The organism is Novosphingobium sp. NDB2Meth1 (assembly GCF_900117425.1).
GTDB lineage: Bacteria > Pseudomonadota > Alphaproteobacteria > Sphingomonadales > Sphingomonadaceae > Novosphingobium.
The window spans coordinates 29708-53485 of record NZ_FPEH01000015.1 but is presented as its reverse complement, the minus strand read 5'-3'; the positions used below and the strand labels follow the sequence as shown (position 1 = coordinate 53485).

The window sequence follows — 23778 nt, the reverse complement described above, 5'->3', positions numbered from 1 at the left end:
GGCCGGCCGGGATCAGTCCTGGCCGGCCGTCCCGTCTCCGGCTTTCGCCGCCTTGAAATCGAAGCGGATGCGCACCCAGGTGCCGAGCTGCGCCTTGCCGTCGATGCGCGGCGGGCGAACGAGGAACTGCCAGGCTGCCTGCCGCAGCGCGCGCGCGAGGCCCGATCCGCGCGGGCTCTCGTCTACCTCGCGGCAATCCTCGACATGATAGCGCTCGACCGTGCGGCAGATGATCATCGCCCAGTCGCCCGACGATCCGCCCCGCGCCGCACTCATGTAGGGCGAAAGTTCGGCCCGCGTCGGCTCGCGGTACCATTCTGCATTGTAGACCCGCGCGCCGCCGGGACCATCGCCGGTGCCTTCGGCATTGCCTCCACCGCCCGCTGATGCGCCATTTGATCCGCTGCTGCCGCCCGCTGGCTTGATCTTGCTGATATCGGCCTTGGCGATGTCCTCGCGGCTCAGCTTGATGAAGCCCGGCGGCCATTCGACCTGATTCTTGCTGGGAATCTCGACGCGCGGCGGCAGCTTGGGCGGCGGGGTGGTTACCGTCTGCACCTGCGGCTGCTGCTTCACATCCTGCTTGGGCGCGGCCTTGGCCTTGTCCTTTTCGGCAGAGGGCGGCGCAATGTTGATCGCCACCAGTTGCCCGCCCGCATCGCCGCCGCCGCCGGCAACGTTGCTCATGATGATCAGCACGAAGACGAGGAACACCCCGACCAGCACTGCCAGCACGAACGACACAACCCGGTCGCGGCGCGACGGAGCGTAGCGCGCGGCGCTGGCGACGGGAGTGGATGCCATGGCGCACCGCCTACACGCGCGGTGCAAGAGCGGCAACCGGCCCACTTGTAACCAAGTGTCGCTTCCCCGCGTGTGTGTGGCGTTTCAGCCCACTTGCCAGCCCCGCCCGCACCGCTTATCCCTTAAGCAACCGGTTAAGAAATTCGAGGATGTCCATGCGTTTTGAAGGCACCAGCAACTATGTCGCCACCGATGATCTCAAGGTGGCGGTCAACGCGGCCGTGCTGCTGCGCCGCCCCCTGCTGGTGAAGGGCGAACCCGGCACCGGCAAGACCGTCCTCGCGCATGAAATCGCCAAGGCCGTCGGCGCGCCGCTGATCGAGTGGAACGTCAAGTCCACCACCAAGGCGCAGCAGGGCCTCTATGAATACGACGCGGTCGCCCGCCTGCGCGATGGCCAGCTCGGCGATCCGCGCGTGCACGACATCTCGAACTACATCCGCAAGGGCAAGCTGTGGGAGGCCTTCACTTCGCCGCAGCTCCCCGTCCTGCTCATCGACGAGATCGACAAGGCCGACATCGAGTTCCCGAACGACCTCCTGCAGGAGCTCGACCGGATGAGCTTCGACGTCTACGAAACGCACGAGACGATCGCCGCCAAGGAGCGCCCGATCGTCGTCATCACCTCGAACAACGAGAAGGAACTGCCCGACGCGTTCCTGCGCCGCTGCTTCTTCCACTACATCAAGTTCCCCGACCGGGCGACGATGCAGTCGATCATCGACGTCCACTTCCCCGGCATCCAGAAGACGCTTGTCGCCAAGGCAATGGACATCTTCTATGAGGTCCGCGAAGTCCCCGGCCTCAAGAAGAAGCCCAGCACCTCGGAACTGCTCGACTGGCTCAAGCTCCTCCTCAACGAGGACATGCCGCTCGACGTCCTCCAGAACCGCGATCCCACCAAGGCGATCCCGCCCTTGCACGGCGCGCTCCTCAAGAACGAACAGGACGTGATGCTGTTCGAACGCCTCGCCTTCATGGCGCGGCGTCCCTCGAATTAACCTCCTTCCCGTTCGTGTCGAGCGAAGTCGAGACACCATGCGCAGCGCCGGGTGTCTCGACTTCCGGCCCATCGGGCCGGAAGTTTATCCCGAGCAAAGTCGAGGGGCTCGACACGAACGGTGGTTGAGCTAAAGCGTCGGGGTCATTTCACACTTTCTGCGTTGATTATGCAGCGCGGCTTCGCCGCTATCGCAACCCCTTTGCGCCTCCGCGCCTCCGCGCGAAACAATCAATCCTGCGCTCTCAATCCCGCGGTCCGAGCTGCTCCAACTCCACTTCGGCATACATCTGCTTGACCGCCGGGCGCGCCTTGATCTGGTCGATCCAGCGCACCAGCCCCGGCGTCTTCTCCTTGTTCACCAGTTCGGCAAAGCCCACCTGCATGCCGTTGGCGATGGCGAAGTTGCAGATGTCCGCCAGCGTGTACTGCCCCGGCACCAACCATTCGTGCTCGCGCAGATGCGCATCGAGCCGCTCGACCGAGTAGGCGATCTTGCGCATCTCCTCGTCGAGCATGTCCTGCGGAAAGCCTTCGCGCGCCCGCCGCCACTTCACCTGCTGCTCGACCACCGGAATGGCCTTCACCTTCTCCTCGAACTCTGCGTCCGAAAGGCCCTTGACCATGTTGCCGACATAGCGGTGCCAGCCGATGGTCGAGACGCACCAGCAGAAGTACTCGTCCACCCACTTCGTCCACACCCGCATCTGCGCGCGGCCGTATGACGTATCCGGCCGCAGCTTGACCTCGGTCGGGTACTCGTCTTCCAGATACTCGCAGATCACCGTGCTCTCGGTGATCACATGCTCGCCATCGACGAGAGCAGGCACTTGCCCTCGCGGGTTGATCGCCTTGAACCAGTCGGTATGGTGCTCGAACTTGGCAGGATCGAGCCGGTTCTTCTCGAACGGCAGCCCCTTCTCAAAGAGCGTGAGCAGCGGCTTCATCGAGTTGGCAGCAGGGCCGAAACTGTAGAGCTTGAGCATGGTTATGGGTGTCCTCTCCGTTTGCCCGCAGCCTACAAATTGTAAGTAAGACTAACAATCCCCAAAGTGAGGGAGACACTGATGGCTTATACCGGATCCTGCGCCTGCGGTGCCGTCACCGCGACCATCGCGGCAGACGCACCCGTGGCGGTGCGCCAGTGCTGGTGCCGCCAGTGCCAGCAGGTCGCTGGCGGCGCGGCGACCAACAACGCCATTTTCCCGACCGAAAGCGTCGTCTTCACCGGCGAACTCGCCACGCATTCCTACGTCGCGGCCAGCGGTAACACCCTCACCCACTCCTACTGCCCCAAGTGCGGCACGCCCGTCATGGCCCAGACCAGCGCGCGCCCGCATTTCCGCACCATGCGCCTCGGCTTTCTCACCCCCGGTCATGGCCTTGCCCCTGCCGCTGCGATCTGGACGAGCGATGCTCCGCCGTGGGCCATGATCGACCCGGCGCTCGAACAATTCGCAGCCCAGCCACCCGCGCCGCCGCCACCCACTTCGTAACACTTGCCCCCGCGCCGCATTCGCCTTAATCATCCGGTTAAGACCGGTCGTCCCATAAACCGATCCGTTCGTGTCGAGCGAAGTCGAGACACCAAGCGCGGTGCATGTGTCTCGACTTCGCTCGACACGAACGGATCTTGGGCGCAATTTGTTAGGCGGCAGGTCAAAGACGCGATCGAGGCCCCATCCATGTTCTTCAACTTCATCGACGAGCTGCGCGCCGCCGGCATCCAGGCCAGCTTCAAGGAGCATCTCGTCCTCCTCGAAGCGCTCGACAAGGACGTCATCGAACAGACGCCCGAGGCCTTCTACTACCTCAGCCGCGCCACCTTCGTGAAGGACGAGGGCCTGCTCGACCGCTTCGACCAGGTGTTCAACAAGGTTTTCAAGGGCCTCCTCACCGACTACGGCCAGCGCCCGGTCGATATTCCGGAAGACTGGCTCCGCGCCGTCGCCGAGAAGTTCCTCACCGAAAAGGAGATGGAGAAGATCAAGTCCCTCGGCTCGTGGGAGGAGATCATGGAGACGCTCAAACAGCGGCTCGAGGAACAGAAAGAGCGCCACGAAGGCGGCAGCAAGTGGATCGGCACCGGCGGCACCAGCCCGTTCGGCAATGGCGGCTACAACCCGGAAGGCGTGCGCATCGGCGGCGAAGGCGGCCAGAAGCGCGCGATCAAGGTCTGGGAAAAGCGCGAGTTCGCCAATCTCGACAACACCAAGGAACTCGGCACCCGCAATATCAAGATCGCGTTGCGCCGCCTGCGCCGGTTCGCACGCGAGGGTCATGCCGACGAGCTGGACCTTCCCGGCACGATCGAAGGCACCGCCAAGCAGGGCTGGCTCGATATCCGCATGCGGCCCGAGCGGCGCAATGCTGTGAAATTGCTGCTGTTTCTCGATGTCGGCGGCTCGATGGACCCGTTCATCAAGCTGGTGGAAGAGCTGTTCAGCGCCGCCACGGCGGAATTCAAGAACATGGAGTTCTTCTACTTCCACAACTGCCTCTACGAAGGCGTGTGGAAGGACAACCGCCGCCGCTGGTCTGAACGCACCAACACCTGGGACATCCTCCACAAGTACGGCCACGACTACAAGATCGTGTTCGTCGGCGATGCCGCGATGAGCCCCTACGAGATCAGCCACCCCGGCGGCTCGGTCGAGCATTTCAACGAGGAAGCCGGCGCGATCTGGCTCCACCGCGTGGCGCAGACCTATCCTGCCACCGTCTGGCTCAATCCCGTGCCCGAGAAGCAGTGGAACTATTCGCAGTCGACCAAGATGATCAAGGACCTCGTCGGCGGCTCGATGTTCCCGCTGACGCTGGAAGGGCTCGATGGGGCGATGCGCGAGCTGACGCGCAAGAAGCATTAGGAGGACCCCCTCCGTCTCGCATCGCGAGCCACCTCCCCCATTTGCGTCTACGACGAAAATGGGGGAGGGATTGGGTCCTCCCCATTTTTGCGGAGCACAAATGGGGAGGTGGCTCGCGAAGCGAGACGGAGGGGTATTCTGCCGGACTTGATCCTCCCCCTGACAAGCGTACAACCGCAAAAAACAACGGAGAGGACGCCCAAGATGTCCGACAACGAAATCCTGAACGTCCGCCGCACCGGCACCCGCGTCGATCTCACGCTCAACCGCCCGAACCAGTACAACGCGCTCAGCGAGGACCTGCTCGCTGCCTTGAAGGCCGAGTTGACCAGCCTCGCGGGCGACCAGTCGATCAGCTGCGTCGTCCTCTCCGGCGCCGGCAAAGCCTTCTGCGCCGGGCATGACCTGCGCCAAATGCACGGGCACAACGAGCGCCTGGGCCGGCTCGACTACTACCGCACCCTCTTCGCCGCCTGCGCCGATGTGATGGAAGCCATCGTCGCGCTCCCCGTCCCCGTCATCGCCCGCGTCCATGGCATCGCGACCGCCGCCGGCTGCCAGCTCGTCGGCGCCTGCGATCTCGCCATCGCCAGCCAGGACGCGCGCTTTGCCGTCTCGGGCATCAATGTCGGCCTGTTCTGCTCCACACCTGCCGTCGCGCTTACCCGCAACGTGCCGGCCAAGCCTGCGTTCGAGATGCTGGTGACGGGCGAATTCATCAGTGCGCAAACCGCCGAGAGCTGGGGCCTCATCAACCACGCGGTTCCGGCGGGCCAGCTCGATGCGGAAATCGACACGCTCGTCGCCACCATCGCCGCCAAGAGCCCCGACGCGATCCGCCGCGGCAAGGCCCTGTTCTACGCCCAGCGCGAAGTCCACCGCGCCGAAGCCTATGCCCTCGCCGCCGAAGTCATGGCGCAGAACATGATGGACGAGAACACGTCGGAAGGGATCGAAGCGTTTCTGGAGAAGCGTGCGCCGGTCTGGCGGTGAAAACCCCTCCGACCTGCCTGCGGCAGGCCACCTCCCCATTTGTCCCTGCGGGAAAAATGGGGAGGAAAGAAGAGAGCCCCGTCTTTCTTCCCTCTCCATTTTTGCGAAGCACAAATGGGGAGGTGGCTCGCGAAGCGAGACGGAGGGGTACTTCCTCCTACCCCACCTGCACGCCCTTCCAGAAGGCCACCCGACCCTTGATCTCGTTCGCAGCAGGCTTCGGCTCGGCATAATACCAGGCGGCGTTGAGGTTCTCTTCGCCGCCAACCACCAGCGAATAGTAGTTCGCCGTCCCCTTCCAAGGGCAGACTGTCGTGGTCGCGCTCGGTCGCAATACAGTCGGATCGATCGAATCCAGCGGGAAATAGTGGTTGCCTTCGACCACTACCGTATCATCGCTCCTCGCGATAACCACGCCTTTCCACCGTGCCTCGACCATGCGCCCAAGCCCTCCGATTGCACAACAATAAACGGAGTGTGACAGAATATATACGAGACTACTACTGACTAATGGAATCTGTATCCCAAGCTATCGCCGCGCTCGACTGGAATGCCCTGTCGCAAAGCCTCGACACCCTCGGCTACGCGCTCACACCGCGCCTGCTCGATGCAGACGCCTGCGCCGCACTCGCTGCGCTCTATGCGCAGGACCGGCGCTTCCGCTCCACCGTCACCATGGCCCGCCACGGCTTCGGCAAGGGCGAGTACCGCTACTTCGCCTACCCGTTGCCCGATACGGTGCAGGCGCTGCGGGCCGCGCTCTACCCGCCGCTCGCGCGCATCGCCAACCAGTGGTCGGAGCGCCTCGGCCTGTCAGACATCTGGCCTGACAACCACGCTGCGCTGATCGATCGCTGCCACGCCTTCGGCCAGCCCCGCCCAACCCCGCTGCTGCTGCGCTACCGCGCGGGCGACTACAACTGCCTGCACCAGGACCTCTACGGGCCGATCCACTTCCCATTGCAGGCGGTCGTCATGCTGAGCGCGGAAGACAGCTTCACCGGCGGCGCGCTGACCCTGGTCGAAAACCGCCCGCGGATGCAGAGCCGCGTCGAAGTCGTGCCCATCCGCCAGGGCCAGATCGCCATCGTCCCGGTCCGCGACAAACCGCGCATGGCCTCAGGCGGCTGGTCGAAGTCCGCCATGCGCCACGGGGTAAGCACTGTGCTTTCAGGCGAGCGCCAGACGCTGGGGATCATTTTCCACGATGCCGGATAGCCGGAGAGACCTCCAAACTGGGCCAGGATCGCGTGGCGGCAGATCGATACGCATGGTATCCTGGGAGTCGGAAAGGACCGTGCCATGCGACCCTGGTCTCGCGAATGGATTGAAAGAACAATCAGAAAGCTGATTATGTGTTGCTCCCTGTCGCTGCTGGCGCTCTGGGTTGGCGGTCGCGCAGGTTTCTTTCCGTTCTCAAAGGATGCTTTGGCAGGGCTTCAAGCTAGCTGGCTCGTATTGTTCTGGATCGATTTGCTGTTGAGAATACGCGCTCGCAGGCTGGGCGAAGCCGATCCCGCTCTGGATGAGCCGTCGCCTGCTGTCATCTTGACGATCCTCATCGTGCTCACCGGTGTAGCTGGCGTCTATGCCGCCAGCCATGGCGGTCCCGAAGCGAGCAGCAACGTGCCTTATCTGATTGCTGTCGGCACTGTTCTGCTTGCCTCACTTGGCTACACCCTCGCCGCCAAGCACAGGGACCAAATCGGCGAGGCCAGGTTCAAGTCGTCCACCAAGGGGGACTGAACGCCAGCGCGCCCAAAACCGCTACCGCGACTCTGTTGTGCCTCAATACAGCAAATACGCCGCCCGCACCTCGCGCCAGGCCGCCTCGTCCGGCCCCGCCAGCGCCTCAAGATCGGCAGCCGTGCTTGCCTGATCATCCACCCACTGCCGCAGCCCCGGCCCGCCGTTGATCACATCGATCGCCAGCTTATCAGTGACATACTCATAGGGGAAATCGCGCCAAAGCGGATAATCGGGATAAAGCCGCCGGATCGCCTTGAACGCCAGCGCCTGCAGCCGCCACGGCCGGAACGCATGGTGGTCGTAGAACGCCCCCTCTGCATGGACCATCAGCGCATTGCACAGCTTGCCGACATGCTTGTGGAACGTCGGTTCAAACCAGCATTCGCGCAAAGCACAGCCCTCCAGCCATTCGGGGGCAAAGGCCCGCATTTCTGCCAGCACCGCCTTGGCATCCACATCCGGCGCGCCGAACAGCACTTCGAGCGGCCGCGTCGTGCCGCGCCCTTCCGATACCGTCGCGCCCTCGATCATCACCGTGCCGGCATAGGCCCGCGCCATGTTGAGGCTCGCCGCATTGGGCGAGGGATTGATCCAGATGCGGTTCAGCGGCCATCCAAATCCGGGGCCTTCCGGCTCCCAGCCCTCCATCGCCACCACGCGGTAATCCACATCGAGCTTGAAGTGGTCCACAAACCAGCGGCCCATCTCGCCCAAGGTCATCCCATGCCGCATCGGCATCGGCCCCGCGCCGACGAAGCTCTCCCAGCCGGGCAGAAGCGTTGTGCCTTCGACCGGGCGCCCAGCAGGGTTAGGCCGGTCGAGCACCCAGACCGCCTTGCCGGTGCCGCTCGCCGCCTCGAGCAAGTAAAGCAGCGTGGTCACGAAGGTATAGATCCGGCAGCCAAGGTCCTGCAGGTCGAACAGGAACACATCTGCGCTGTCCATCATCCGCGCGGTGGGACGCCGCACTTCGCCATAGAGGCTGAACACCGGGATCCCGAGCGCCGGGTCGATGAAATCCTCGGTCTCGACCATGTTGTCCTGCTTGTCGCCGCGCAGGCCATGCTGCGGCCCGAAAGCAGCGGTGAGCGTGATCCCGGGGCAGGCCGCCAGGGCGTCCAGCGAATGGACCAGCCCCTCCGTCACCGAAGCGGGATGGGCGACGAGGGCCACGCGCTTGCCCTCCAGCGGAGCACGCAGCGCCGGGTCGGCGAGCAGGCGATCGATACCGAATTTCATGGGCGAAGCGGTGCCGCAAGCCGCCCGGCGAAGCAAGCCGGATGATGGAAGTCCGGCCTCTCCGGCGGATGCGCGATGGCCCAGTACGACTTGTGCCCGCCCTCCTCCTCGATCACTGCCGTCAGACCATAGTCCCAAGGCAGCGGCGGCAGCGCGCTTGCCGGTATCGCGGCATCGAAGATCAGCACCGATTGGCCGCGCCGGGGCGTGCAGACCGGCGCGCGCTCCATCGCCCGCTCGGCCATGCCGGCGCGGTAGCCGGTGAAATCATAGGCAGCCCAGCGTTCGGACGAGGAAAGATTGAACTCCGCATACCCCTCCCCGTCCTTCACGAAGAGCTCGAAGCACGTCGTCTGCCACAGCCCGTCCGTCCGGGCCCGTCCGGCAAACGGCGGCAGGACCAGTTCCTGCGCCCCTTCCACCTTCCAACGCATTGTGAGCCAGTTGCCGTCCAACGACAGGATGCGCGCGGCAACGCCCGTCACAAGTCTGGCCGGAAATGCCGGATGCGCGGTCAGGTCGAACGTTTCCAAGCCCCGAACTTTCGTGCTAGGCGCCGCGCCATCATGACGCAGTACACCTCTTCTCTTCTCCGCCTGCTCAGCGAGCGCGGCTATATCCACCAGCTCACCGATGCCGAAGGCCTCGATGCGCTTGCGGCGAAGCAGATCGTGCCGGGCTATATCGGCTTCGACGCGACCGCGCCATCGCTGCACATCGGCAGCCTTGTGCAGATCATGATGCTGCGCCGCCTGCAGCAGACCGGGCACAAGCCGGTCGTGCTCATGGGTGGCGGCACCACGCGGATCGGCGACCCGACCGGGCGCGACGAGAGCCGCAAGATGCTGTCGGACCAGACCATCGAGGACAACATTGCCTCGATCCGCCAGGTCTTCGCCCGCCTGCTGACATTCGGCGATGGGCCGACCGATGCAGTCATGGTCAACAACCATGATTGGCTGGGCAAGCTCGGCTATATCGAGCTGCTGCAGGAAGTCGGCACGCACTTCACCGTCAATCGCATGCTCACTTTTGATTCGGTGAAGCTGCGGCTCGACCGCGAGCAGCCGATGACGTTCCTCGAATTCAACTACATGATCCTGCAGGGCTACGATTTCCGCCATCTTGCGCTGCATGACGGCGTGCGGCTGCAGATGGGCGGCTCGGACCAGTGGGGCAATATCGTCAACGGCATCGAGCTCGCCCGCCGCAAGGACGGGAACGAGGTCTACGGCCTTACCACCCCGCTGCTGACCACGGCAGACGGCGCGAAGATGGGCAAGACGGCCGCCGGTGCTGTCTGGCTCAATGAAGATGCGCTGCCCGCGTGGGACTTCTGGCAGTATTGGCGCAATGTCGACGACCGCGATGTCGGCCGGTTCCTGCGCCTGTTTACCGATCTCCCGCTCGACGAGATCGCCCGCCTCGAATCGCTCGGCGGGAGCGAGATCAACGCGGCCAAGGTCGTGCTGGCGAACGAAGTCACCAAGCTCGTTCGCGGGGCCGAAGCGGCGGCGGCAGCGGAAGCGACAGCAGCGGCCACCTTCGCGGGTGGCGGCGTCGGGCAGGACCTGCCCTCGCTGGACGTTGCGGCGGACAGCGTTGGCCTGATCGACGCGCTGATCGGCCTCGGTTTCGCAGCCAGCCGGGGCGAGGCCAAGCGCCTGATCGCCGGTGGCGGCGCGCGCGTGGAAGGCGAGGCGGTGACCGACGAAGCACATGTCATCACGCTCGGCGGCGGCGAAGTCCGTGTTTCCTCCGGCAAGAAGAAACACGGCGTCCTGCGCCCCGCCTGACGGCAAAGACCAGCCGTTAACCGGCAAGTCCTTGCCGTAAAGCGGCAGAACGGTGCCGGGCTTTTACGAAATATCAGCCAATTGTCGCCAAAGCTCTGGTGCTTGCCCAGCACTAGGAGGACCCATGGCCAGCGGCGCACAGCTTTCCGTCACCGATCAGCGGCTTTCTACCCGCCATCCGGTCGACTTGCCTCTGATCGGCGAACACCGCCGTTTGGGCGACGTGATGCTGCATGTCATCAACATCTCGACCACCGGATTCATGGTGAAGGGCGAAGTCGCGCTGCAGCGGGGCGAACGAATCACCATCCGCTTGCATCACATCGGCCGGATCGAGGCGTTCCTTGTCTGGAGCGACGGCACCCGCGCCGGATTCCAGTTCGAGCGCATCATCCGGGGTGACGATTTCCTCATGATGATCAAGTCGTTGCAACCCAATCCGAGGCTCCACCGCAGCCGTTGATGCAATGCAGCAACGGCCATGCGGCAAAGCGGCATTCTCTGTCGATTTGCTCTTGTGATATTATATCATCACGCTAATGCAGCGCCCGACAGTCCATAACGGGTGCATTCGATGTCCATGTCCAAGATCCTTGCCGGCACAGCTTTCGGCGCGCTGGCGCTTGCTTCCATCACCCCCGCCATGGCCGCGACCGATGACTCGGCCGGTGGCGCGCCGCAGCAGGCCTCGACCCACGAACACGGCGGCGAGGTCAACACCGGACAGCCCGACGATGCCGGGCACACGCCCATTGTCGTCACCGGCCGCCTGATCTCGGGCGACCGCGACTCAATCGTCGCGCCGGTGGTCATCAACGGCGACGAACTCGCCCGCCACGCCGCCGCGCAGATCGGTACCTTGCTGGCCCACCTGCCCGGCGTTTCCACCACCGGCTTCGCCCCCGGCGCCTCGCGGCCTGTCCTGCGCGGCTTCGATGGCCCGCGCGTGCAGATCCTGACCGACGGTATCGGCTCGCTCGACGCGTCTTCGGTCTCTGTCGACCACGGCGTCGCCATCGACTCGCTCAATGTCGAACAGATCGATGTGCTCCACGGACCGGCTGTGCTGCTCTACGCCGCTGACCCGGCGGGCGGCGCCGTCAACGCGCTCGAGCGGCGCATCCCGCGGCGCATGCCGGACAAGCCGATCAGTGCCGAAGCGGTTGCCGGTTATGGCAGCGCGGCCGATTCGGTGAACCTTGCCGGCACGGTCGACGTGGCGCTCGCGCCGCGTCTGGCCGCCCACTTCGATGCGTCCTACAACCGCGCGAGCGATGTGAGGATCGGCGGCAATGTGGTGTCCGACGCGCTGCGCACCCGGTCGCTCGCCGAAGCAGCCGATCTGGCCGCCGGCGGTGATCAGGACGCGGCGGATATCCTCACGTCGCAAGTGAATGCGCGCGGACGCCTCGCCAATTCGTGGGCGCGCGGCACCACCGTCAGTGGCGGCCTCGCGTTCATCGACAGCGACGGCTCGCTGGGTATCGCCGTGCAGCGCCTGACCAGCGACTACGGCATCCCGCTCCGCCCCTCGACCGATCCCGAAGCCGTCTCGATCGCACTCCGTCAGACCCGCGTCGACCTTCACGGCAGCGTCAATCTTGGCGGGTTCTTCGATCGCCTCGATTTCCGTGGCTCGTTCGGCGACTATACTCACGCCGAAATCGTCGGCGGCGAGGCCGAGGCGCGCTTCTACAACAAAGGCATCGAATCGCGGCTGACCCTCACCCAGGCCAAGCGCGGCGGCTGGCGCGGCGAAAGCGGCATCCAGTTCGGCACCCGCAATTTCCGCATCGACGGCGAGCCGCTGGTCCCCAATTCGGTCACCGAGCGATTTGCCGTCTTCACACGGCAGCAGCTCAGCCTCGGCACGTTCGATCTCGAAGGCAGCGGCCGCTTCGAACACGTCAGCATCGTGCCCAAGGAAGCGCAGAGCCGCAGCTTCAATCTCTTCGCCGCCGGCGCCGGTTTCGCCTGGCATCCGGTCGAAAGCCTGACGGTGAGCCTCTCGGCAACCCACGGCGAGCGCGCACCGAGCCCTGAGGAACTGTACATCAACGGGGTGCACGAGGCGACGCAGTCCTACGAGCAGGGCAATCCCGCGTTCCGGATCGAACGCAGCAACACGCTCGAGATCGGGCTGCGCTACCACAGCGACCGCTTCGCCGGTGCCGTGACCGCCTATGCCACCAACTTCGACAACTTCATTGCCCCCGTGCCGACCGGAACCCGGATCGAGGACGTGCCCGCCTTCCAGTTCATCCAGGGCGACGCCCGGTTCCGCGGTATCGAAGCGGAAGGCGCATGGAAGGCTATCCGCTGGGCCGATGGCAGTGCGCTCTCGGTCGAAGGCGCGGTCGACTACGTCCATGCCAAGATCATCGATGTCGGGCCAGCCCCCCGCATCCCGCCCCTGCGCCTGCGCGGTGGCCTGAGCTACGAAGCCGAGCGGTTTGGCGCGAATGTGGAGGCGGTCTACAACGCCCGGCAGGACCGCGTCGCCTCCAACGAGAACCCGGTCGGCGCCTTCACCCTGCTCAACGCCAGCGTCACCTGGCGGCCCGGCGGCAAGAACAGTCCGGCCTCCTTCATCCTCTCCGGTGACAACCTGCTCGATGTCAATGGCCGCCTTGCCACATCGGAGACGCGCGACTTCGTTCCGATCGCCGGTCGCAATGTGCGGATCACGCTCTCACTGAAGATTTAAACCGCGCCTTAGTTTTGCTTGCTTGGCAAGGGCGCGCCGCGCTGCCATTCGGACGGCGTGACCTTGCCAGCAGACGAACCGCGCTCGCCGCTCGACATCCCGGACTACCGCCGCTTCTGGCTGGCGCGGTTCCTGTCGGTCTTTGCCACGACCGGGATGGTGGTGGTGCTGGGCTACCAGCTCTACGACGTGGCGCGCAGCCAATATGGCATGAGCATCGGCACGGCGGCGTTTCAGCTGGGCCTGCTCGGCTTGGCGCAGTTCCTGCCCGTGCTGCTACTGACCCCGGTGGCGGGCCTGATTGCTGACCGGTACGACCGGCGGATCGTCGCGGGCTCCGCCGTCGGGATCGACATGGTCGTCGCGCTTGTGCTGATGCTGGCGACCATTGCGGGCCACCTCAATCTGCCGCTGCTCTTCGCGCTCGGCGCGCTGCACGGCACCGCGCGCGTGTTCATCGGGCCTGCCATGGCCTCGATCGCCCCCAATGTCGTGCCCGTCCGCCTGATGCCGCGCGCGGTGGCGATCAATTCGATGGCGTGGCAGACCGGTTCGGTCGGTGGCCCGGCGATTGCCGGCCTGCTCTTCGCACAGGCCCCCGCGCTGCCCTATGCCATTTCGACCCTGCTGCTGGGCCTTGCCACGATCTCGGTTTTCCGCATCCGTCCCCTCCCCCCGCCAGACGAGAACAAGCGCGCGCATCCGCTGTCGCAGATCGTCGGCGGGCTGACCTTCGTGTGGTATGACCGCTTCCTGTTCGGCTGCGTCACGCTCGATCTCTTTGCCGTTCTGCTCGGCGGCGCGACGGCGCTGCTGCCGGTCTATGCCCGCGATATCCTGATGATCGGCGGGCATCACGTCGGCGCAAACGGCCTTGGCATCATGCGCGCGGCACCGGGTGCTGGCGCGGTCGTGGTCGCGCTGCTGCTGGCGCGGAGGCCCATCGAAAGCAGGGTCGGCGCGAAGATGCTGCTCGCGGTTGCCATCTACGGCGCGGCGACCATCGGCTTCGGCTTGAGCCGCGACTACTTCTTCTCGCTCCTCATGCTGGCCTCGCTCGGTGCGGCGGACATGGTCTCGGTGTTCATCCGCAACACGCTGGTCCAGCTGCACACGCCTGACGGCGTGCGCGGCCGTGTCTCGGCGATTTCGGGCCTTGCGATCTCGGCCTCGAACGAACTGGGCGAGATGCAGTCCGGCGTGGCGGCAGCGCTGCTGGGCGCAACCGGCGCGGTTGTATTCGGCGGCGTCGGTGCGATAGTCATTACCGCGTTGTGGGCGGTCTGGTTCCCCGAGCTCAGGCTGGTCCGCACGTTTGCAGACAAGACACTTCACCAGAAGGAGCATGCGACATGAAGGCGGCCAATATCCTCGCCACCATCGGCAATACCCCGCACATTCGCCTCTCCCGCCTGTTTCCCGACCACGAGGTATGGGTGAAGAGCGAACGCACCAATCCCGGCGGCTCGATCAAGGACCGCATCGCCCTCGCGATGATCGAGGCGGCGGAGGCTGACGGCAGCCTCCAGCCCGGCGGCACCATCGTCGAGCCGACTTCGGGCAACACCGGCATCGGCCTTGCCATGGTCGCGGCGGTCAAGGGCTACAAGCTGATCCTCGTCATGCCCGAATCGATGTCGATCGAGCGGCGGCGGCTGATGCTCGCCTATGGCGCGACCTTCGACCTGACCCCGCGCGAAAAGGGCATGAAGGGCGCCATCGCCCGCGCACTGGAGATCGTCGACGAGACGCCGGGCGCATGGATGCCCGCGCAGTTCGACAACCCGGCCAACGTCGCCGTCCATGTGCGCACGACTGCAGCGGAAATCCTCGCCGACTTCGCCGATGTCCCCATCGACGCGCTGATCACCGGCGTGGGCACCGGCGGGCACCTCACCGGCTGCGCCGAGATGCTCAAGGGCCACTGGCCGACGATGAAGGCGTGGGCGGTCGAACCGACGCTCTCGCCGGTTATCTCCGGCGGCCAACCCGCGCCGCATCCGATCCAGGGCATCGGCGCCGGGTTCATCCCGGGCAACCTCCACACCCAGGCCATCGACGGCGCGATCCAGGTCGATCCGGTGGACGCCAAGGAATGGGCCCGCCGCGCCGCGCGTGAGGAAGGCATGCTCGTCGGCATCAGTTCGGGCGCAACGCTCGCCGCCATCGCCCAGAAGCTGCCCGACCTGGCCGCCGGCAGCCGCATCCTCGGCTTCAACTACGATACCGGCGAGCGCTATCTCTCGGTGCCCGACTTCCTGCCGGAGTAGGCCCGTTGGAACATCTGGCCTATCAGGATGGTGATACCCGGCTGACGGGGTGGCTTGCCCGCCCCGTCGGAACTCCGCGCGGCGCGGTGCTTGTCCTGCCCACGATCATGAACCCCAACGAGCCGATGGCGCGCCGCGCGCAGATGCTGGCCGATGCTGGCTTCCTCGCGCTGGTCGCCGATTTCTACGGCGAGCCGGTACGCGATTTCGAGCATTCGATGGCGCTGGCAGGCGTACTCCGAGCCTCGGTCGATGGTTACCGTGCGCGGCTGCGGGCGGCGCTGGATACGCTGACCGGGCTACCGGAAGCGCAAGGCCTCAAGGCCGCCGCCATCGGCTACTGCATGGGCGGTCAGGCCGCGCTGGAACTCGCGCGTGACGGCGCGGACATCGTGCTCGCCGCCAGCTTCCACGGTATTCTCGAAACCGGCCGCCCGGCCGCACCCGGCGCGGTCAAGGCGCGCATCCTTGTCTGCCATGGCGATGCCGATCCGCTCGTGCCCCGCTCGCAGGTCACCGCCTTCTGGGAGGAAATGGATGCCGCCGGGGCCAACTGGCACTTCCACGCCTACAGCGGGGTAAAGCACGGCTTCACCGATCCCGGCAGCGATGCGCGTGGTGTCCCCGCCATCGGCTACGACGCCAGCGCGGACCGCCAGAGCTGGGCCGCGCTGACGGGGCTGTTCGCCGAGGTCTTCTAGGCCGCGAATTGCTCCGCCGTCATCGCCATGACGGTCTCCGCGCCCGCTTCCACTTCATAGCGCAGCGCACCCGCCTGCGGGGCAAAGCGCAGCGCCCAGTGCTTGGCGCAGAGCAGCTTGGCCTCGTAGAACGCCGTGTCCGCGCCTTCGGTGCCAAGTGCCGCGGCGGAGATTCTCGCCATGCGCAGCCACATCAGGCCGAGCGAGACAACGCCGGTCAGCGTCATGTAGGCATAGGCGCCCGCGCCGATGGCGTTGGGATTGCTCATGCCGTTCTGCAGGAACCACATCGTCGCCGCCTTGAGGTGGCCCGCAGCCTTGGCCAGCCGTTCGGCGACGAGCTTCACTGTCTCGTCAGCGCTCTCCTCGGCGCACGCGGCGTCGATCATGGCGAACAGCCGCTGGATCGCGCGGCCGCCATTCTGCGCGAGCTTGCGGCCGACGAGGTCCATCGCCTGCACGCCATTGGCGCCTTCGTAGATCATCGCGATGCGGGCATCGCGGACGAACTGGTCCATGCCGTTCTCGGCGATATAGCCGTGCCCGCCCCAGACCTGCTGCATGTCGGTCGCGGTCTTGTAGCCCATGTCGGTGCCGTAGCCCTTGATCACGGGGGTGAGCAGGCTGATGAGGTCGTCCGCCGCCTGCCGCTCCTCCTCGGTCGCGGCCTTGTGCGACAAATCGACCTGCAGCGCCCCCCACAGGCACAGCGCGCGCATGCCGCCGATGAACATCTTGGCGTCCATCAGCATGCGGCGCACGTCGGGGTGAACCAGCAGCGGATCAGCCTTCTGCTGCGGCTCAGCCGGCCCGGTCAACGCGCGCCCCTGCCGGCGTTCGAGTGCGTAGGCCACTGCATTCTGGTACGAAGCTTCCGCCTGCGCGAGGCCCTGAATGCCGACGCCAAGGCGCGCCGCATTCATCATGATGAACATCGCGGCGAGGCCCTTGTTCTCCTCGCCGACCAGCCAGCCCTTGGCGCCATCGTAGTTCATCACGCAGGTCGCGTTGCCGTGAATACCCATCTTGTGCTCGATCGAGCCGACCGAGACCGCATTGCGATCCCCCAGCGAGCCATCCGCGTTCACGAGGAACTTGGGCACGATGAACAGCGAAATGCCCTTCGACGATTCAGGTGCCCCCGGCGTCTTCGCCAGCACGAGGTGGATGATGTTCTCGCACAGGTCATGGTCGCCCGCCGAGATGAATATTTTTGTGCCGGTGATGCTGTAGGAGCCATCCGCCTGCGGCTCGGCGCGGGTGCGGATCAGGCCAAGGTCGGTGCCGCAGTGCGGCTCGGTCAGGTTCATCGTGCCGAGCCATTCGCCGCTCACCATCTTGGGCAGGTACGTGGCCTGCTGCTCGGGCGAACCCTTGGACGAGATCGCCGAGATCGCGCCGTTGGCAAGGCCGGGGTACATCGCGAAGGCCTGGTTGGCGCTCGCGAGGAACTCCTCCATCACGAAGCCGATCACATGCGGCAACCCCTGCCCGCCATGGACTTCGGGCGCCGCCAGCGTGCCCCAGCCCGCCTCGACATAGCGGGCATAGGCTTCCTTGAAGCCCTTGGGCGTCGTCACGCTGCCATCGGGATGGCGGGTGCAGCCTTCCTGATCGCCCGACAGGTTGAGCGGCGCGACAATCTCGTTCACGAAGCGCCCGGCTTCCTCGATCACGCTGTCGGTGAGGTCGCGCGTCGCGGCGGCGAAACCCGGCAGGTGCCCGTACTGCTCCAGATCGAGCACTTCATTGACAACAAAACGGGTGTCGCGGGTCGGCGCCTGGAAAACGGGCATGGGATTGGTCCTCTCTGGTCTTATTCAGGGTCGACGTGACGACCTTCAAGCTTCTCGCGCTCGATCAGCAGTGCGACGAAACTGGTCAGCTCGGCAATCGTCGCATTTATATCGGCCTGCTGGCGCTTGAGGTTACCGATCCGCTCGCGGCACTTGTCGATTGTGACGCGGCGCTGCTTCGCGCGGCCGTCGCCGAGATCGTAGAGATCGATCATGTCGCGGATTTCGGAGAGGCTGAAGCCGACGTTCTTGGCGCGCATGATCCACGCCAGCCGCGCCCGGTCGCGCTTCGAATAGATGCGGGCAAGGCCGACGCGGGTCGGCGCGATCAGGCCCTCGTCCTCGTAGAAGCGCAGCGCGCGCGCGGTCACACCGAACTCGCTGGAGAGGTCCGAGATCGTGAACTGCTCGCGCGACAAGGCATCGGGCTGATGCAGATGGCCGGTATGATCGCCGCTGCGGGCCGGGCGAACCGCCGCAGGTGCCCGCTCCGGGCTGGACGTAAGGGGACGCGAGGACATGTCGCGAGACCTAACTGCCCTTTACGTAAGCGTCAACCGCCGATCCGCTCCAGTCCCCCGTCCGCGGTGATCCGGCGGTAGAAACAGGATGGCGCCATGGTATGGCAAGCCGGCCCCGCCGCCTCGACGCGCAGTTCGAGCGCATCCTGATCGCAATCGACGCGGATCTCGATCACCTTGAGCACGTGGCCCGATGTCTCGCCCTTCATCCACAGCCGTCCGCGCGACCGCGAGTGGAAATGCGCAAAGCCAGTCTCGCGCGTGCGGGCAATCGCTTCGGCGTCCATGTGCGCCAGCATGAGCAGCGCGCCGGTCGCATGTTCGACCGCGACGGCCGTGACGAGTCCCGCAGAATCGAAGCGCGGCATGAACGCCGCGCCCTGCTCGCGCAGCTCGGTTTCGGGAGATTGCGTGGAAATGGGACTGGCCTTTCGCTTCAGGCACCCGATCAGGTGTCATTTTGTTGCAGGATAACCACATGCCCCTGCGAAAATCCATGGGGCGAGAACAACATGCTTTAACCCCGCCCCGCAATCGCGGATGAAGGCCGGGTGGTTTGAGGGAACCACATCCGCGTACCGGACGAACACCCGGACGCACGCATACAGGCCAGAGTTCAGGGTTCAAATCAGATGGGGCCGATGGCCGCGCCGCTCCCCGTGATTGGGCAGGGCAGTGCAGCCGGAGGAGAGAAACTCAGGGATTTCGGCAGGAACCATCCGCCGTCACATGCCAGCAGAAGCTGGGGCCAGCGAGGGGCAGGCCGTGATGGAGTGGTTCCTGAACCGATCAGGTATCGTCACGGGAACGCCCGGAGTTAACGCTCCGGGCGTTTCGTGTTTGAGGCTCTGAGTTTTTCAGGCAGCGAGCGGCGCGTCCGCACGTCCAGCCTGATCGAGCGCTTCATCGTGCACCCGCGCAAAGCAGGCGATGCGCACTTCGCCCGCCCCGGCCTTGCGCAGCGCCGCGAGACAGGCATCGGTGGTCGCGCCGCTCGTCATCACATCGTCGACCAGCAGCACTTTCGCACCTTTCAGCCGGTCGGCCCGGCGTGGGTGGGCCGTTATGGCACCGCGCAGCGCCTCGGCCCGGGCGCGCTTGCCGAGGCCGCCGAGTGAAGGCGTCCGCTTGCGCCGCTCCAGTCCGTCAACGACGAGCGGCTGCCTGATCGTCTTGGCGATCCGCTCCGCCAGCAGCGCCGATTGGTTGAAGCCGCGCTCCCACAGCCGCCAGCGGTGGAGCGGCACCGGGATGACCAGCCATTCGCCTTCCAGATCGGGCAGGCGGCGCACCATGAGGCGCGTCAGCAGGTCCGCGAGCGCGATCCGCTTGCCGCGCTTGAACGCCAGCACCAGCTCGCGCGAGGTATCATTGTAGAGCGTCGCCGCCGCGATCCCGGCATGGCCCGGGGGCTCTGCCATGCAGGGCGCGCACTGGACCTCGCCCGAGCGCACCATGCTGTCCGCCAAGGGCCGCTGGCATGTGCTGCAGGCCGGCTCTCCGGGCACGGCCAGCTTGGTCCAGCAGGCGGCGCAGAGCCCGCCCTGCTGCGCCAGCGCATCGCCGCACAGCGGGCAGCGCGGCGGGAATATCAGATCGATCACCGGGGTCAGGAACGCGAGGCTCGCCATGGCCCGGAGTGTCTGCCCGAGTGCCGGGATTCGCAAGAGGGACTTGGCAAGCGGCGCGCCGCGCGGCAGGGGCGTCGGCGATGGCCAGCCCCCCTCCCCCCACCATCTTCGCCCCTGCCCGCCGCCGCGCGATGCGCGGGCGGATGCGTGTGCTGGAGCGCCGCCCCGATGCGCCCCGGTTCCTCGCCGAGGACATGGCCGAGGACGTGCTCGACCGCCTCGCCTTCCTGCGCCATCACCCTCAGCGGGCACTGGTGGTGGGCGATGCGACGGGCCTGCTGGCCGAGGCGCTGACGGCGCAAGGCTGCAAGGTTGTCCGCGCCGATCCCGCCCCGGTCGCGGGCGAGCTCGCCATCGACGAGGAACAGCCCCTCCCCGACCAGGGCTTCGAGCTCATCGTCCAGCTCGGCACGCTCGCCACGGTCAACGACCTGCCCGGCGCCATGCTCCATATCCGCCGCGCGCTGGCGCCCGATGGCCTTGCGGTGATGAGCCTGTGCGGCGCGGGCAGCGTCCCGTCGCTGCGCCAGATCATGGCGGAGACCGACGGCGACCGCCCCGCCGCCCGCATTCACCCGCAAGTCGATGTCCGTGCCGGCGGCGATCTCCTCCAGCGCTGCGGCTTTGCCGAGCCGATGAGCGACAGCCGCATGCTGGAAGTGCGCTATTCCAGCCTGCGCCGGCTGGTGGCGGACTTGCGCGCGCAGGGCCTCGGCAATTGCCTCGCGCGCTCAGGACCGCTGCTGGGCAAGGCGGGCCTCGCGCGGGCCGAGGCGGCGTTTGCGGCCATGGCAGACAGCGACGGGCGCGTGACCGAGCGCTTCGCCATCCTGACCATGAGCGGCTGGAGCAAGGCGCTGCGGCCGCCGAAGTTCTGAACAACAGGTCCGCCCTCCCACTCCCCGCTCATGCTGAGCCTGTCGAAGCATAAGGCGCAGCGTTTGCGGACACACCCTTCGACAAGCTCAGGGTGAGCGGTGAGAGTGGATGGCTACCGCACCGGGTTACCCGAGCGCCGCCTGCGCCGCCGCCAGCCGGGCGATCGGCACGCGGTAGGGGCTCGCCGATACGTAATCGAGCCCGACTTTCTCGCAGAACGCGATCGAGGCCGGGTCGCCGCCGTGCTCGCCGCAGATGCCGAGCTTGATGTCGGGCCGCGTCTCCCGCCCGCGCACCGCCGCCATCTCGACCAGCTGGCCGACGCCTTCGATATCGAGGCTGACGAACGGGTCGCGCGGGTAGATGCCTTGCTCGACATAGGGCCCGAGGAAGCGCGCCGCGTCGTCACGGCTGACGCCGAGCGTGGTCTGCGTGAGATCGTTGGTGCCGAACGAGAAGAACCTGGCTTCCTCGGCGATCTCGCCCGCCATCAGCGCGGCACGCGGCAGCTCGATCATCGTGCCGACGAGGTATTCGAGGCGGCGGCCCTTCTCGGCGAACACGGCCTCTGCCGCCCGGTCCACCAGACCGCGCAGGATGAGCAGCTCGCGCCGGGTGGCGACAAGCGGGATCATCACTTCGGGAACCACTGCCTCGCCGGACTTCTCGGCGACATCGCAGGCCGCTTCGAAGATCGCGCGGGCCTGCATCTCGTAGATTTCGGGGAAGGTGATGCCGAGGCGGCAGCCACGGTGGCCGAGCATCGGGTTGAACTCGTGAAGCTCGCCAGCCCGGCGCTTGAGGTGATCGATACCGAGCCCGGTCGCCTCGGACAGCTCGACGAACTCCAGCTCGCCGTGCGGCAGGAATTCGTGCAGCGGCGGATCGAGCAGGCGGATGGTGACCGGCAGGCCCGCCATGACTTCGAAGATCGCGGTGAAATCGGCGCGCTGTTCGGGCAGGAGCTGATCGAGCGCGCGGCGGCGGGTCATTTCGTCTTCGGCCAGAATCATCTGCCGTACCAGCGAGATACGGCCCGCATCGAAGAACATGTGTTCGGTGCGGCAGAGCCCCACGCCCTCGGCGCCGAACTGGCGCGCGACCTGGCAATCGAGCGGGGTTTCGGCGTTGGCGCGCACCTTCATGCGGCGGTGGCTGTCCGCCCAGTCCATCAGCACCGCGAAATCGCCGACGAGTTCGGGTTCGACCATTGGCCCCGCGCCCGCCATGACATCGCCGTTCGAGCCGTCGAGCGTGATGACATCGCCCTCCTTCACCTCGCGCGTGCCCATCCGCGCGGTGCGGGTGGCCATGTCGATCGAGAGGCCCGAGGCGCCCGAAACGCAAGGGCGGCCCATGCCGCGCGCCACGACCGCCGCGTGGCTGGTCATGCCGCCGCGCGCGGTGAGCACGCCCTTGGCGGCGTGCATGCCGTGGATGTCTTCGGGGCTGGTCTCGACGCGGACGAGGATGACATCGTCGCCCATCTGCGCGCGGTGTTCGGCGCTGTCGGCGTCGAACACGACGATGCCGGTCGCCGCGCCCGGCGAGGCGGGCAGGCCGCGTGTCAGCACATCGCGCGGCGCGCTGGGATCCAGCGTCGGGTGGAGCAGCTGGTCGAGCGCCATGGGATCGACGCGCTTCACCGCGGTGGCTTCATCGATCAGGCCCTCGCGCGCCATGTCCACCGCCATCTTGAGCGCGGCCTTGGCGGTGCGCTTGCCCGAGCGGGTCTGCAGCATCCACAGCTTGCCCTGCTCGACGGTGAACTCGATGTCCTGCATGTCCTTGTAGTGGAGCTCGAGCAGGTCGAACACGCGGGCGAGCTCGGCATAGGCCTCGGGCATCGCCTCTTCCATCGAGAGCGGCTTTGCCCCCGCCCGCTCGCGCGCGGCCTTGGTCAGGTATTGCGGGGTGCGGATGCCGGCGACGACATCCTCGCCCTGCGCGTTGACCAGCCATTCGCCGTAGTAGGCGCGCTCGCCGGTCGCAGGATCGCGGGTGAAGGCGACGCCGGTGGCCGAAGTTTCGCCCATGTTGCCGAAGACCATCGCCTGCACGTTGACCGCAGTGCCCCAGTCATGCGGAATGGAATTGAGGCGGCGATAGACCTTGGCGCGGTCGCTTTCCCACGAATCGAACACGGCGCCGATCGCGCCCCAGAGCTGCTCGTGCACGTCCTGCGGGAACGGACGGCCAAGTTCTTCGGCGACGATGGCCTTGTATTCGCCGACGAGGGCCTGCCAATGCTCCGCCCCCATCTCGACATCGGCGAAGAAGCCGTTGTCCTCCTTGGCGATCTCGAGCGCATCCTCGAAGCGGTGGTGATCGAGGCCGAGCACCACGTCCGAATACATCTGGATGAAGCGGCGGTAGCTGTCCCACGCGAAGCGCGCATCGCCCGAACCTGCGGCGAGACCTTCGACAGTCATGTCGTTGAGGCCGAGGTTGAGCACGGTATCCATCATGCCCGGCATCGAGACGCGCGCGCCCGAGCGGACCGAGACGAGCAGCGGGTTCGCCGGATCGCCGAAGGTGCGGCCCGTAGCCTGCTCGATATGGGCAACGCCGCCCGCCACTCCGGCGCGCAGGCTGTCGTCGAACTGCTTGCCGGCGGCATTGTAGGCCGTGCAGACTTCGGTGCTGATGGTGAAGCCGGGGGGAACCGGCAGGCCGATGCCCGCCATCTCGGCAAGATTGGCGCCCTTGCCGCCGGTGATGGTCTTGTCGCGAGAGCGCGGATCGCTGCTGGTGGCTCCGCCGCCGAAATGGAATACGTATGCGCTCATAAGACCAAGCGGCTCCCTGCGAATGTGCCTGTGTCC

The 23778-nt window shown here is 66.0% G+C and carries 23 protein-coding genes; 13 read left to right on the top strand and 10 right to left on the bottom strand.

Annotation, left to right across the window (positions count from 1 at the left end; translation table 11 throughout):
• Positions 1-12: 12 nt before the first annotated feature.
• Positions 13-804, bottom strand: a complete 792-nt coding sequence (locus NDB2M1_RS09825; protein WP_054121581.1) for a hypothetical protein — start codon at positions 802-804, stop codon at positions 13-15.
• A gap of 155 nt (positions 805-959) precedes the next feature.
• Here NDB2M1_RS09825 and NDB2M1_RS09820 point away from each other — a divergent pair, with 155 nt between their 5' ends.
• Complete coding sequence (locus NDB2M1_RS09820) at positions 960-1805, top strand: AAA family ATPase (protein WP_072382590.1); 846 nt, start codon at positions 960-962, stop codon at positions 1803-1805.
• Positions 1806-2049: 244 nt separating this feature from the next.
• Here NDB2M1_RS09820 and NDB2M1_RS09815 read toward each other — a convergent pair whose 3' ends face one another.
• Positions 2050-2790, bottom strand: a complete 741-nt coding sequence (locus NDB2M1_RS09815; RefSeq protein WP_072381855.1) for a glutathione S-transferase family protein — start codon at positions 2788-2790, stop codon at positions 2050-2052.
• A gap of 81 nt (positions 2791-2871) precedes the next feature.
• On the opposite strand from NDB2M1_RS09815, the gene NDB2M1_RS09810 reads away from it, so the two are divergent.
• The 3 genes from NDB2M1_RS09810 (at position 2872) to NDB2M1_RS09800 (ending at position 5664) form a co-directional block, all read left to right on the top strand.
• A complete protein-coding gene (locus tag NDB2M1_RS09810) occupies positions 2872-3300 on the top strand; it encodes a GFA family protein (RefSeq protein ID WP_072381854.1) in 429 nt (142 codons plus the stop codon).
• A gap of 189 nt (positions 3301-3489) precedes the next feature.
• Positions 3490-4671: a vWA domain-containing protein gene (locus NDB2M1_RS09805; RefSeq protein ID WP_072381852.1), complete on the top strand. Its 1182-nt coding sequence runs from the start codon at positions 3490-3492 to the stop codon at positions 4669-4671.
• A gap of 204 nt (positions 4672-4875) precedes the next feature.
• The gene (locus NDB2M1_RS09800) at positions 4876-5664 is read left to right on the top strand and encodes an enoyl-CoA hydratase (RefSeq protein ID WP_072381851.1); all 789 of its coding nucleotides are present in this window, start codon (positions 4876-4878) and stop codon (positions 5662-5664) included.
• A 157-nt stretch (positions 5665-5821) separates the two neighbouring features.
• Here NDB2M1_RS09800 and NDB2M1_RS09795 read toward each other — a convergent pair whose 3' ends face one another.
• Positions 5822-6103, bottom strand: a complete 282-nt coding sequence (locus tag NDB2M1_RS09795) for a DUF427 domain-containing protein (RefSeq protein ID WP_072381849.1) — start codon at positions 6101-6103, stop codon at positions 5822-5824.
• A 71-nt stretch (positions 6104-6174) separates the two neighbouring features.
• Between NDB2M1_RS09795 and NDB2M1_RS09790 the strand changes: the two genes are divergently transcribed.
• The gene (locus NDB2M1_RS09790; RefSeq protein ID WP_072381847.1) at positions 6175-6882 is read left to right on the top strand and encodes a 2OG-Fe(II) oxygenase; all 708 of its coding nucleotides are present in this window, start codon (positions 6175-6177) and stop codon (positions 6880-6882) included.
• A gap of 84 nt (positions 6883-6966) precedes the next feature.
• Complete coding sequence (locus NDB2M1_RS09785) at positions 6967-7410, top strand: hypothetical protein (RefSeq protein ID WP_143146707.1); 444 nt, start codon at positions 6967-6969, stop codon at positions 7408-7410.
• Positions 7411-7452: 42 nt separating this feature from the next.
• On the opposite strand, the gene NDB2M1_RS09780 is transcribed toward NDB2M1_RS09785, so the two are convergent.
• Both NDB2M1_RS09780 and NDB2M1_RS09775 read right to left on the bottom strand, forming a co-directional pair.
• On the bottom strand, positions 7453-8652 hold the full coding sequence (locus tag NDB2M1_RS09780; RefSeq protein ID WP_072381842.1) for an exo-beta-N-acetylmuramidase NamZ family protein: 1200 nt from the start codon (positions 8650-8652) through the stop codon (positions 7453-7455).
• On the bottom strand, positions 8649-9185 hold the full coding sequence (locus NDB2M1_RS09775; protein ID WP_072381840.1) for a DOMON-like domain-containing protein: 537 nt from the start codon (positions 9183-9185) through the stop codon (positions 8649-8651). The genes NDB2M1_RS09780 and NDB2M1_RS09775 overlap by 4 nt, the downstream gene beginning before the upstream one ends.
• A gap of 33 nt (positions 9186-9218) precedes the next feature.
• Here NDB2M1_RS09775 and tyrS point away from each other — a divergent pair, with 33 nt between their 5' ends.
• The 6 genes from tyrS (at position 9219) to NDB2M1_RS09745 (ending at position 16126) form a co-directional block, all read left to right on the top strand.
• Positions 9219-10448, top strand: a complete 1230-nt coding sequence (gene tyrS / locus NDB2M1_RS09770) for a tyrosine--tRNA ligase (RefSeq protein ID WP_072381838.1) — start codon at positions 9219-9221, stop codon at positions 10446-10448.
• 124 nt (positions 10449-10572) lie between these two features.
• A complete protein-coding gene (locus NDB2M1_RS09765; protein WP_054122192.1) occupies positions 10573-10911 on the top strand; it encodes a PilZ domain-containing protein in 339 nt (112 codons plus the stop codon).
• A 111-nt stretch (positions 10912-11022) separates the two neighbouring features.
• The gene (locus tag NDB2M1_RS09760) at positions 11023-13155 is read left to right on the top strand and encodes a TonB-dependent receptor (protein WP_253185833.1); all 2133 of its coding nucleotides are present in this window, start codon (positions 11023-11025) and stop codon (positions 13153-13155) included.
• Between the two features lie 57 nt (positions 13156-13212).
• Positions 13213-14511 carry an MFS transporter gene (locus tag NDB2M1_RS09755; RefSeq protein ID WP_072382588.1) on the top strand — a complete coding sequence of 433 codons (1299 nt, stop codon included), beginning with the start codon at positions 13213-13215 and terminating at the stop codon, positions 14509-14511.
• Positions 14508-15425 carry a cysteine synthase A gene (gene cysK, locus NDB2M1_RS09750; RefSeq protein ID WP_072381833.1) on the top strand — a complete coding sequence of 306 codons (918 nt, stop codon included), beginning with the start codon at positions 14508-14510 and terminating at the stop codon, positions 15423-15425. Before NDB2M1_RS09755 ends, cysK begins: the two co-directional genes overlap by 4 nt.
• Before the next feature lie 5 nt (positions 15426-15430).
• Complete coding sequence (locus tag NDB2M1_RS09745; protein ID WP_072381831.1) at positions 15431-16126, top strand: dienelactone hydrolase family protein; 696 nt, start codon at positions 15431-15433, stop codon at positions 16124-16126.
• On the opposite strand, the gene NDB2M1_RS09740 is transcribed toward NDB2M1_RS09745, so the two are convergent.
• The 4 genes from NDB2M1_RS09740 to NDB2M1_RS09725 all read right to left on the bottom strand — a co-directional run bounded on the left by NDB2M1_RS09740 (position 16123) and on the right by NDB2M1_RS09725 (position 20074).
• Entirely contained in the window at positions 16123-17922 is a 1800-nt protein-coding gene (locus tag NDB2M1_RS09740; protein WP_072381828.1) for an acyl-CoA dehydrogenase C-terminal domain-containing protein, read from the bottom strand. The two genes, NDB2M1_RS09745 and NDB2M1_RS09740, sit on opposite strands and share 4 nt — an antisense overlap.
• A gap of 20 nt (positions 17923-17942) precedes the next feature.
• Positions 17943-18443, bottom strand: coding sequence for a MerR family transcriptional regulator (locus NDB2M1_RS09735; protein WP_171955361.1), 501 nt, complete (start codon positions 18441-18443; stop codon positions 17943-17945).
• A gap of 32 nt (positions 18444-18475) precedes the next feature.
• The gene (hisI, locus tag NDB2M1_RS09730) at positions 18476-18835 is read right to left on the bottom strand and encodes a phosphoribosyl-AMP cyclohydrolase (RefSeq protein WP_255352076.1); all 360 of its coding nucleotides are present in this window, start codon (positions 18833-18835) and stop codon (positions 18476-18478) included.
• Between the two features lie 465 nt (positions 18836-19300).
• On the bottom strand, positions 19301-20074 hold the full coding sequence (locus tag NDB2M1_RS09725; protein WP_072381825.1) for a ComF family protein: 774 nt from the start codon (positions 20072-20074) through the stop codon (positions 19301-19303).
• Between the two features lie 80 nt (positions 20075-20154).
• On the opposite strand from NDB2M1_RS09725, the gene NDB2M1_RS09720 reads away from it, so the two are divergent.
• Positions 20155-20952 (top strand): methyltransferase domain-containing protein, encoded by a 798-nt coding sequence (locus NDB2M1_RS09720; protein WP_072381822.1) that lies wholly within the window; start codon positions 20155-20157, stop codon positions 20950-20952.
• A gap of 126 nt (positions 20953-21078) precedes the next feature.
• Here the strand turns inward: NDB2M1_RS09720 and ppdK are convergent, their stop codons facing one another.
• On the bottom strand, positions 21079-23742 hold the full coding sequence (gene ppdK / locus NDB2M1_RS09715; protein ID WP_072381820.1) for a pyruvate, phosphate dikinase: 2664 nt from the start codon (positions 23740-23742) through the stop codon (positions 21079-21081).
• Positions 23743-23778 lie beyond the last annotated feature (36 nt).

Coding starts and splice junctions, on each gene's coding strand:
- NDB2M1_RS09740 (WP_072381828.1), bottom strand. CDS start 17,922: ATGCCCGTTTTCCAGGCGCCGACCCGCGACACCCGTTTTGTTGTCAAT.
- NDB2M1_RS09760 (WP_253185833.1), top strand. CDS start 11,023: ATGTCCATGTCCAAGATCCTTGCCGGCACAGCTTTCGGCGCGCTGGCG.
- NDB2M1_RS09725 (WP_072381825.1), bottom strand. CDS start 20,074: ATGGCGAGCCTCGCGTTCCTGACCCCGGTGATCGATCTGATATTCCCG.
- NDB2M1_RS09790 (WP_072381847.1), top strand. CDS start 6,175: ATGGAATCTGTATCCCAAGCTATCGCCGCGCTCGACTGGAATGCCCTG.
- NDB2M1_RS09820 (WP_072382590.1), top strand. CDS start 960: ATGCGTTTTGAAGGCACCAGCAACTATGTCGCCACCGATGATCTCAAG.
- NDB2M1_RS09785 (WP_143146707.1), top strand. CDS start 6,967: ATGCGACCCTGGTCTCGCGAATGGATTGAAAGAACAATCAGAAAGCTG.
- ppdK (WP_072381820.1), bottom strand. CDS start 23,742: ATGAGCGCATACGTATTCCATTTCGGCGGCGGAGCCACCAGCAGCGAT.
- NDB2M1_RS09765 (WP_054122192.1), top strand. CDS start 10,573: ATGGCCAGCGGCGCACAGCTTTCCGTCACCGATCAGCGGCTTTCTACC.
- NDB2M1_RS09735 (WP_171955361.1), bottom strand. CDS start 18,443: ATGTCCTCGCGTCCCCTTACGTCCAGCCCGGAGCGGGCACCTGCGGCG.
- tyrS (WP_072381838.1), top strand. CDS start 9,219: ATGACGCAGTACACCTCTTCTCTTCTCCGCCTGCTCAGCGAGCGCGGC.
- NDB2M1_RS09810 (WP_072381854.1), top strand. CDS start 2,872: ATGGCTTATACCGGATCCTGCGCCTGCGGTGCCGTCACCGCGACCATC.
- cysK (WP_072381833.1), top strand. CDS start 14,508: ATGAAGGCGGCCAATATCCTCGCCACCATCGGCAATACCCCGCACATT.
- NDB2M1_RS09800 (WP_072381851.1), top strand. CDS start 4,876: ATGTCCGACAACGAAATCCTGAACGTCCGCCGCACCGGCACCCGCGTC.
- NDB2M1_RS09825 (WP_054121581.1), bottom strand. CDS start 804: ATGGCATCCACTCCCGTCGCCAGCGCCGCGCGCTACGCTCCGTCGCGC.
- NDB2M1_RS09795 (WP_072381849.1), bottom strand. CDS start 6,103: ATGGTCGAGGCACGGTGGAAAGGCGTGGTTATCGCGAGGAGCGATGAT.
- NDB2M1_RS09815 (WP_072381855.1), bottom strand. CDS start 2,790: ATGCTCAAGCTCTACAGTTTCGGCCCTGCTGCCAACTCGATGAAGCCG.
- NDB2M1_RS09805 (WP_072381852.1), top strand. CDS start 3,490: ATGTTCTTCAACTTCATCGACGAGCTGCGCGCCGCCGGCATCCAGGCC.
- NDB2M1_RS09780 (WP_072381842.1), bottom strand. CDS start 8,652: ATGAAATTCGGTATCGATCGCCTGCTCGCCGACCCGGCGCTGCGTGCT.
- NDB2M1_RS09720 (WP_072381822.1), top strand. CDS start 20,155: ATGGCCAGCCCCCCTCCCCCCACCATCTTCGCCCCTGCCCGCCGCCGC.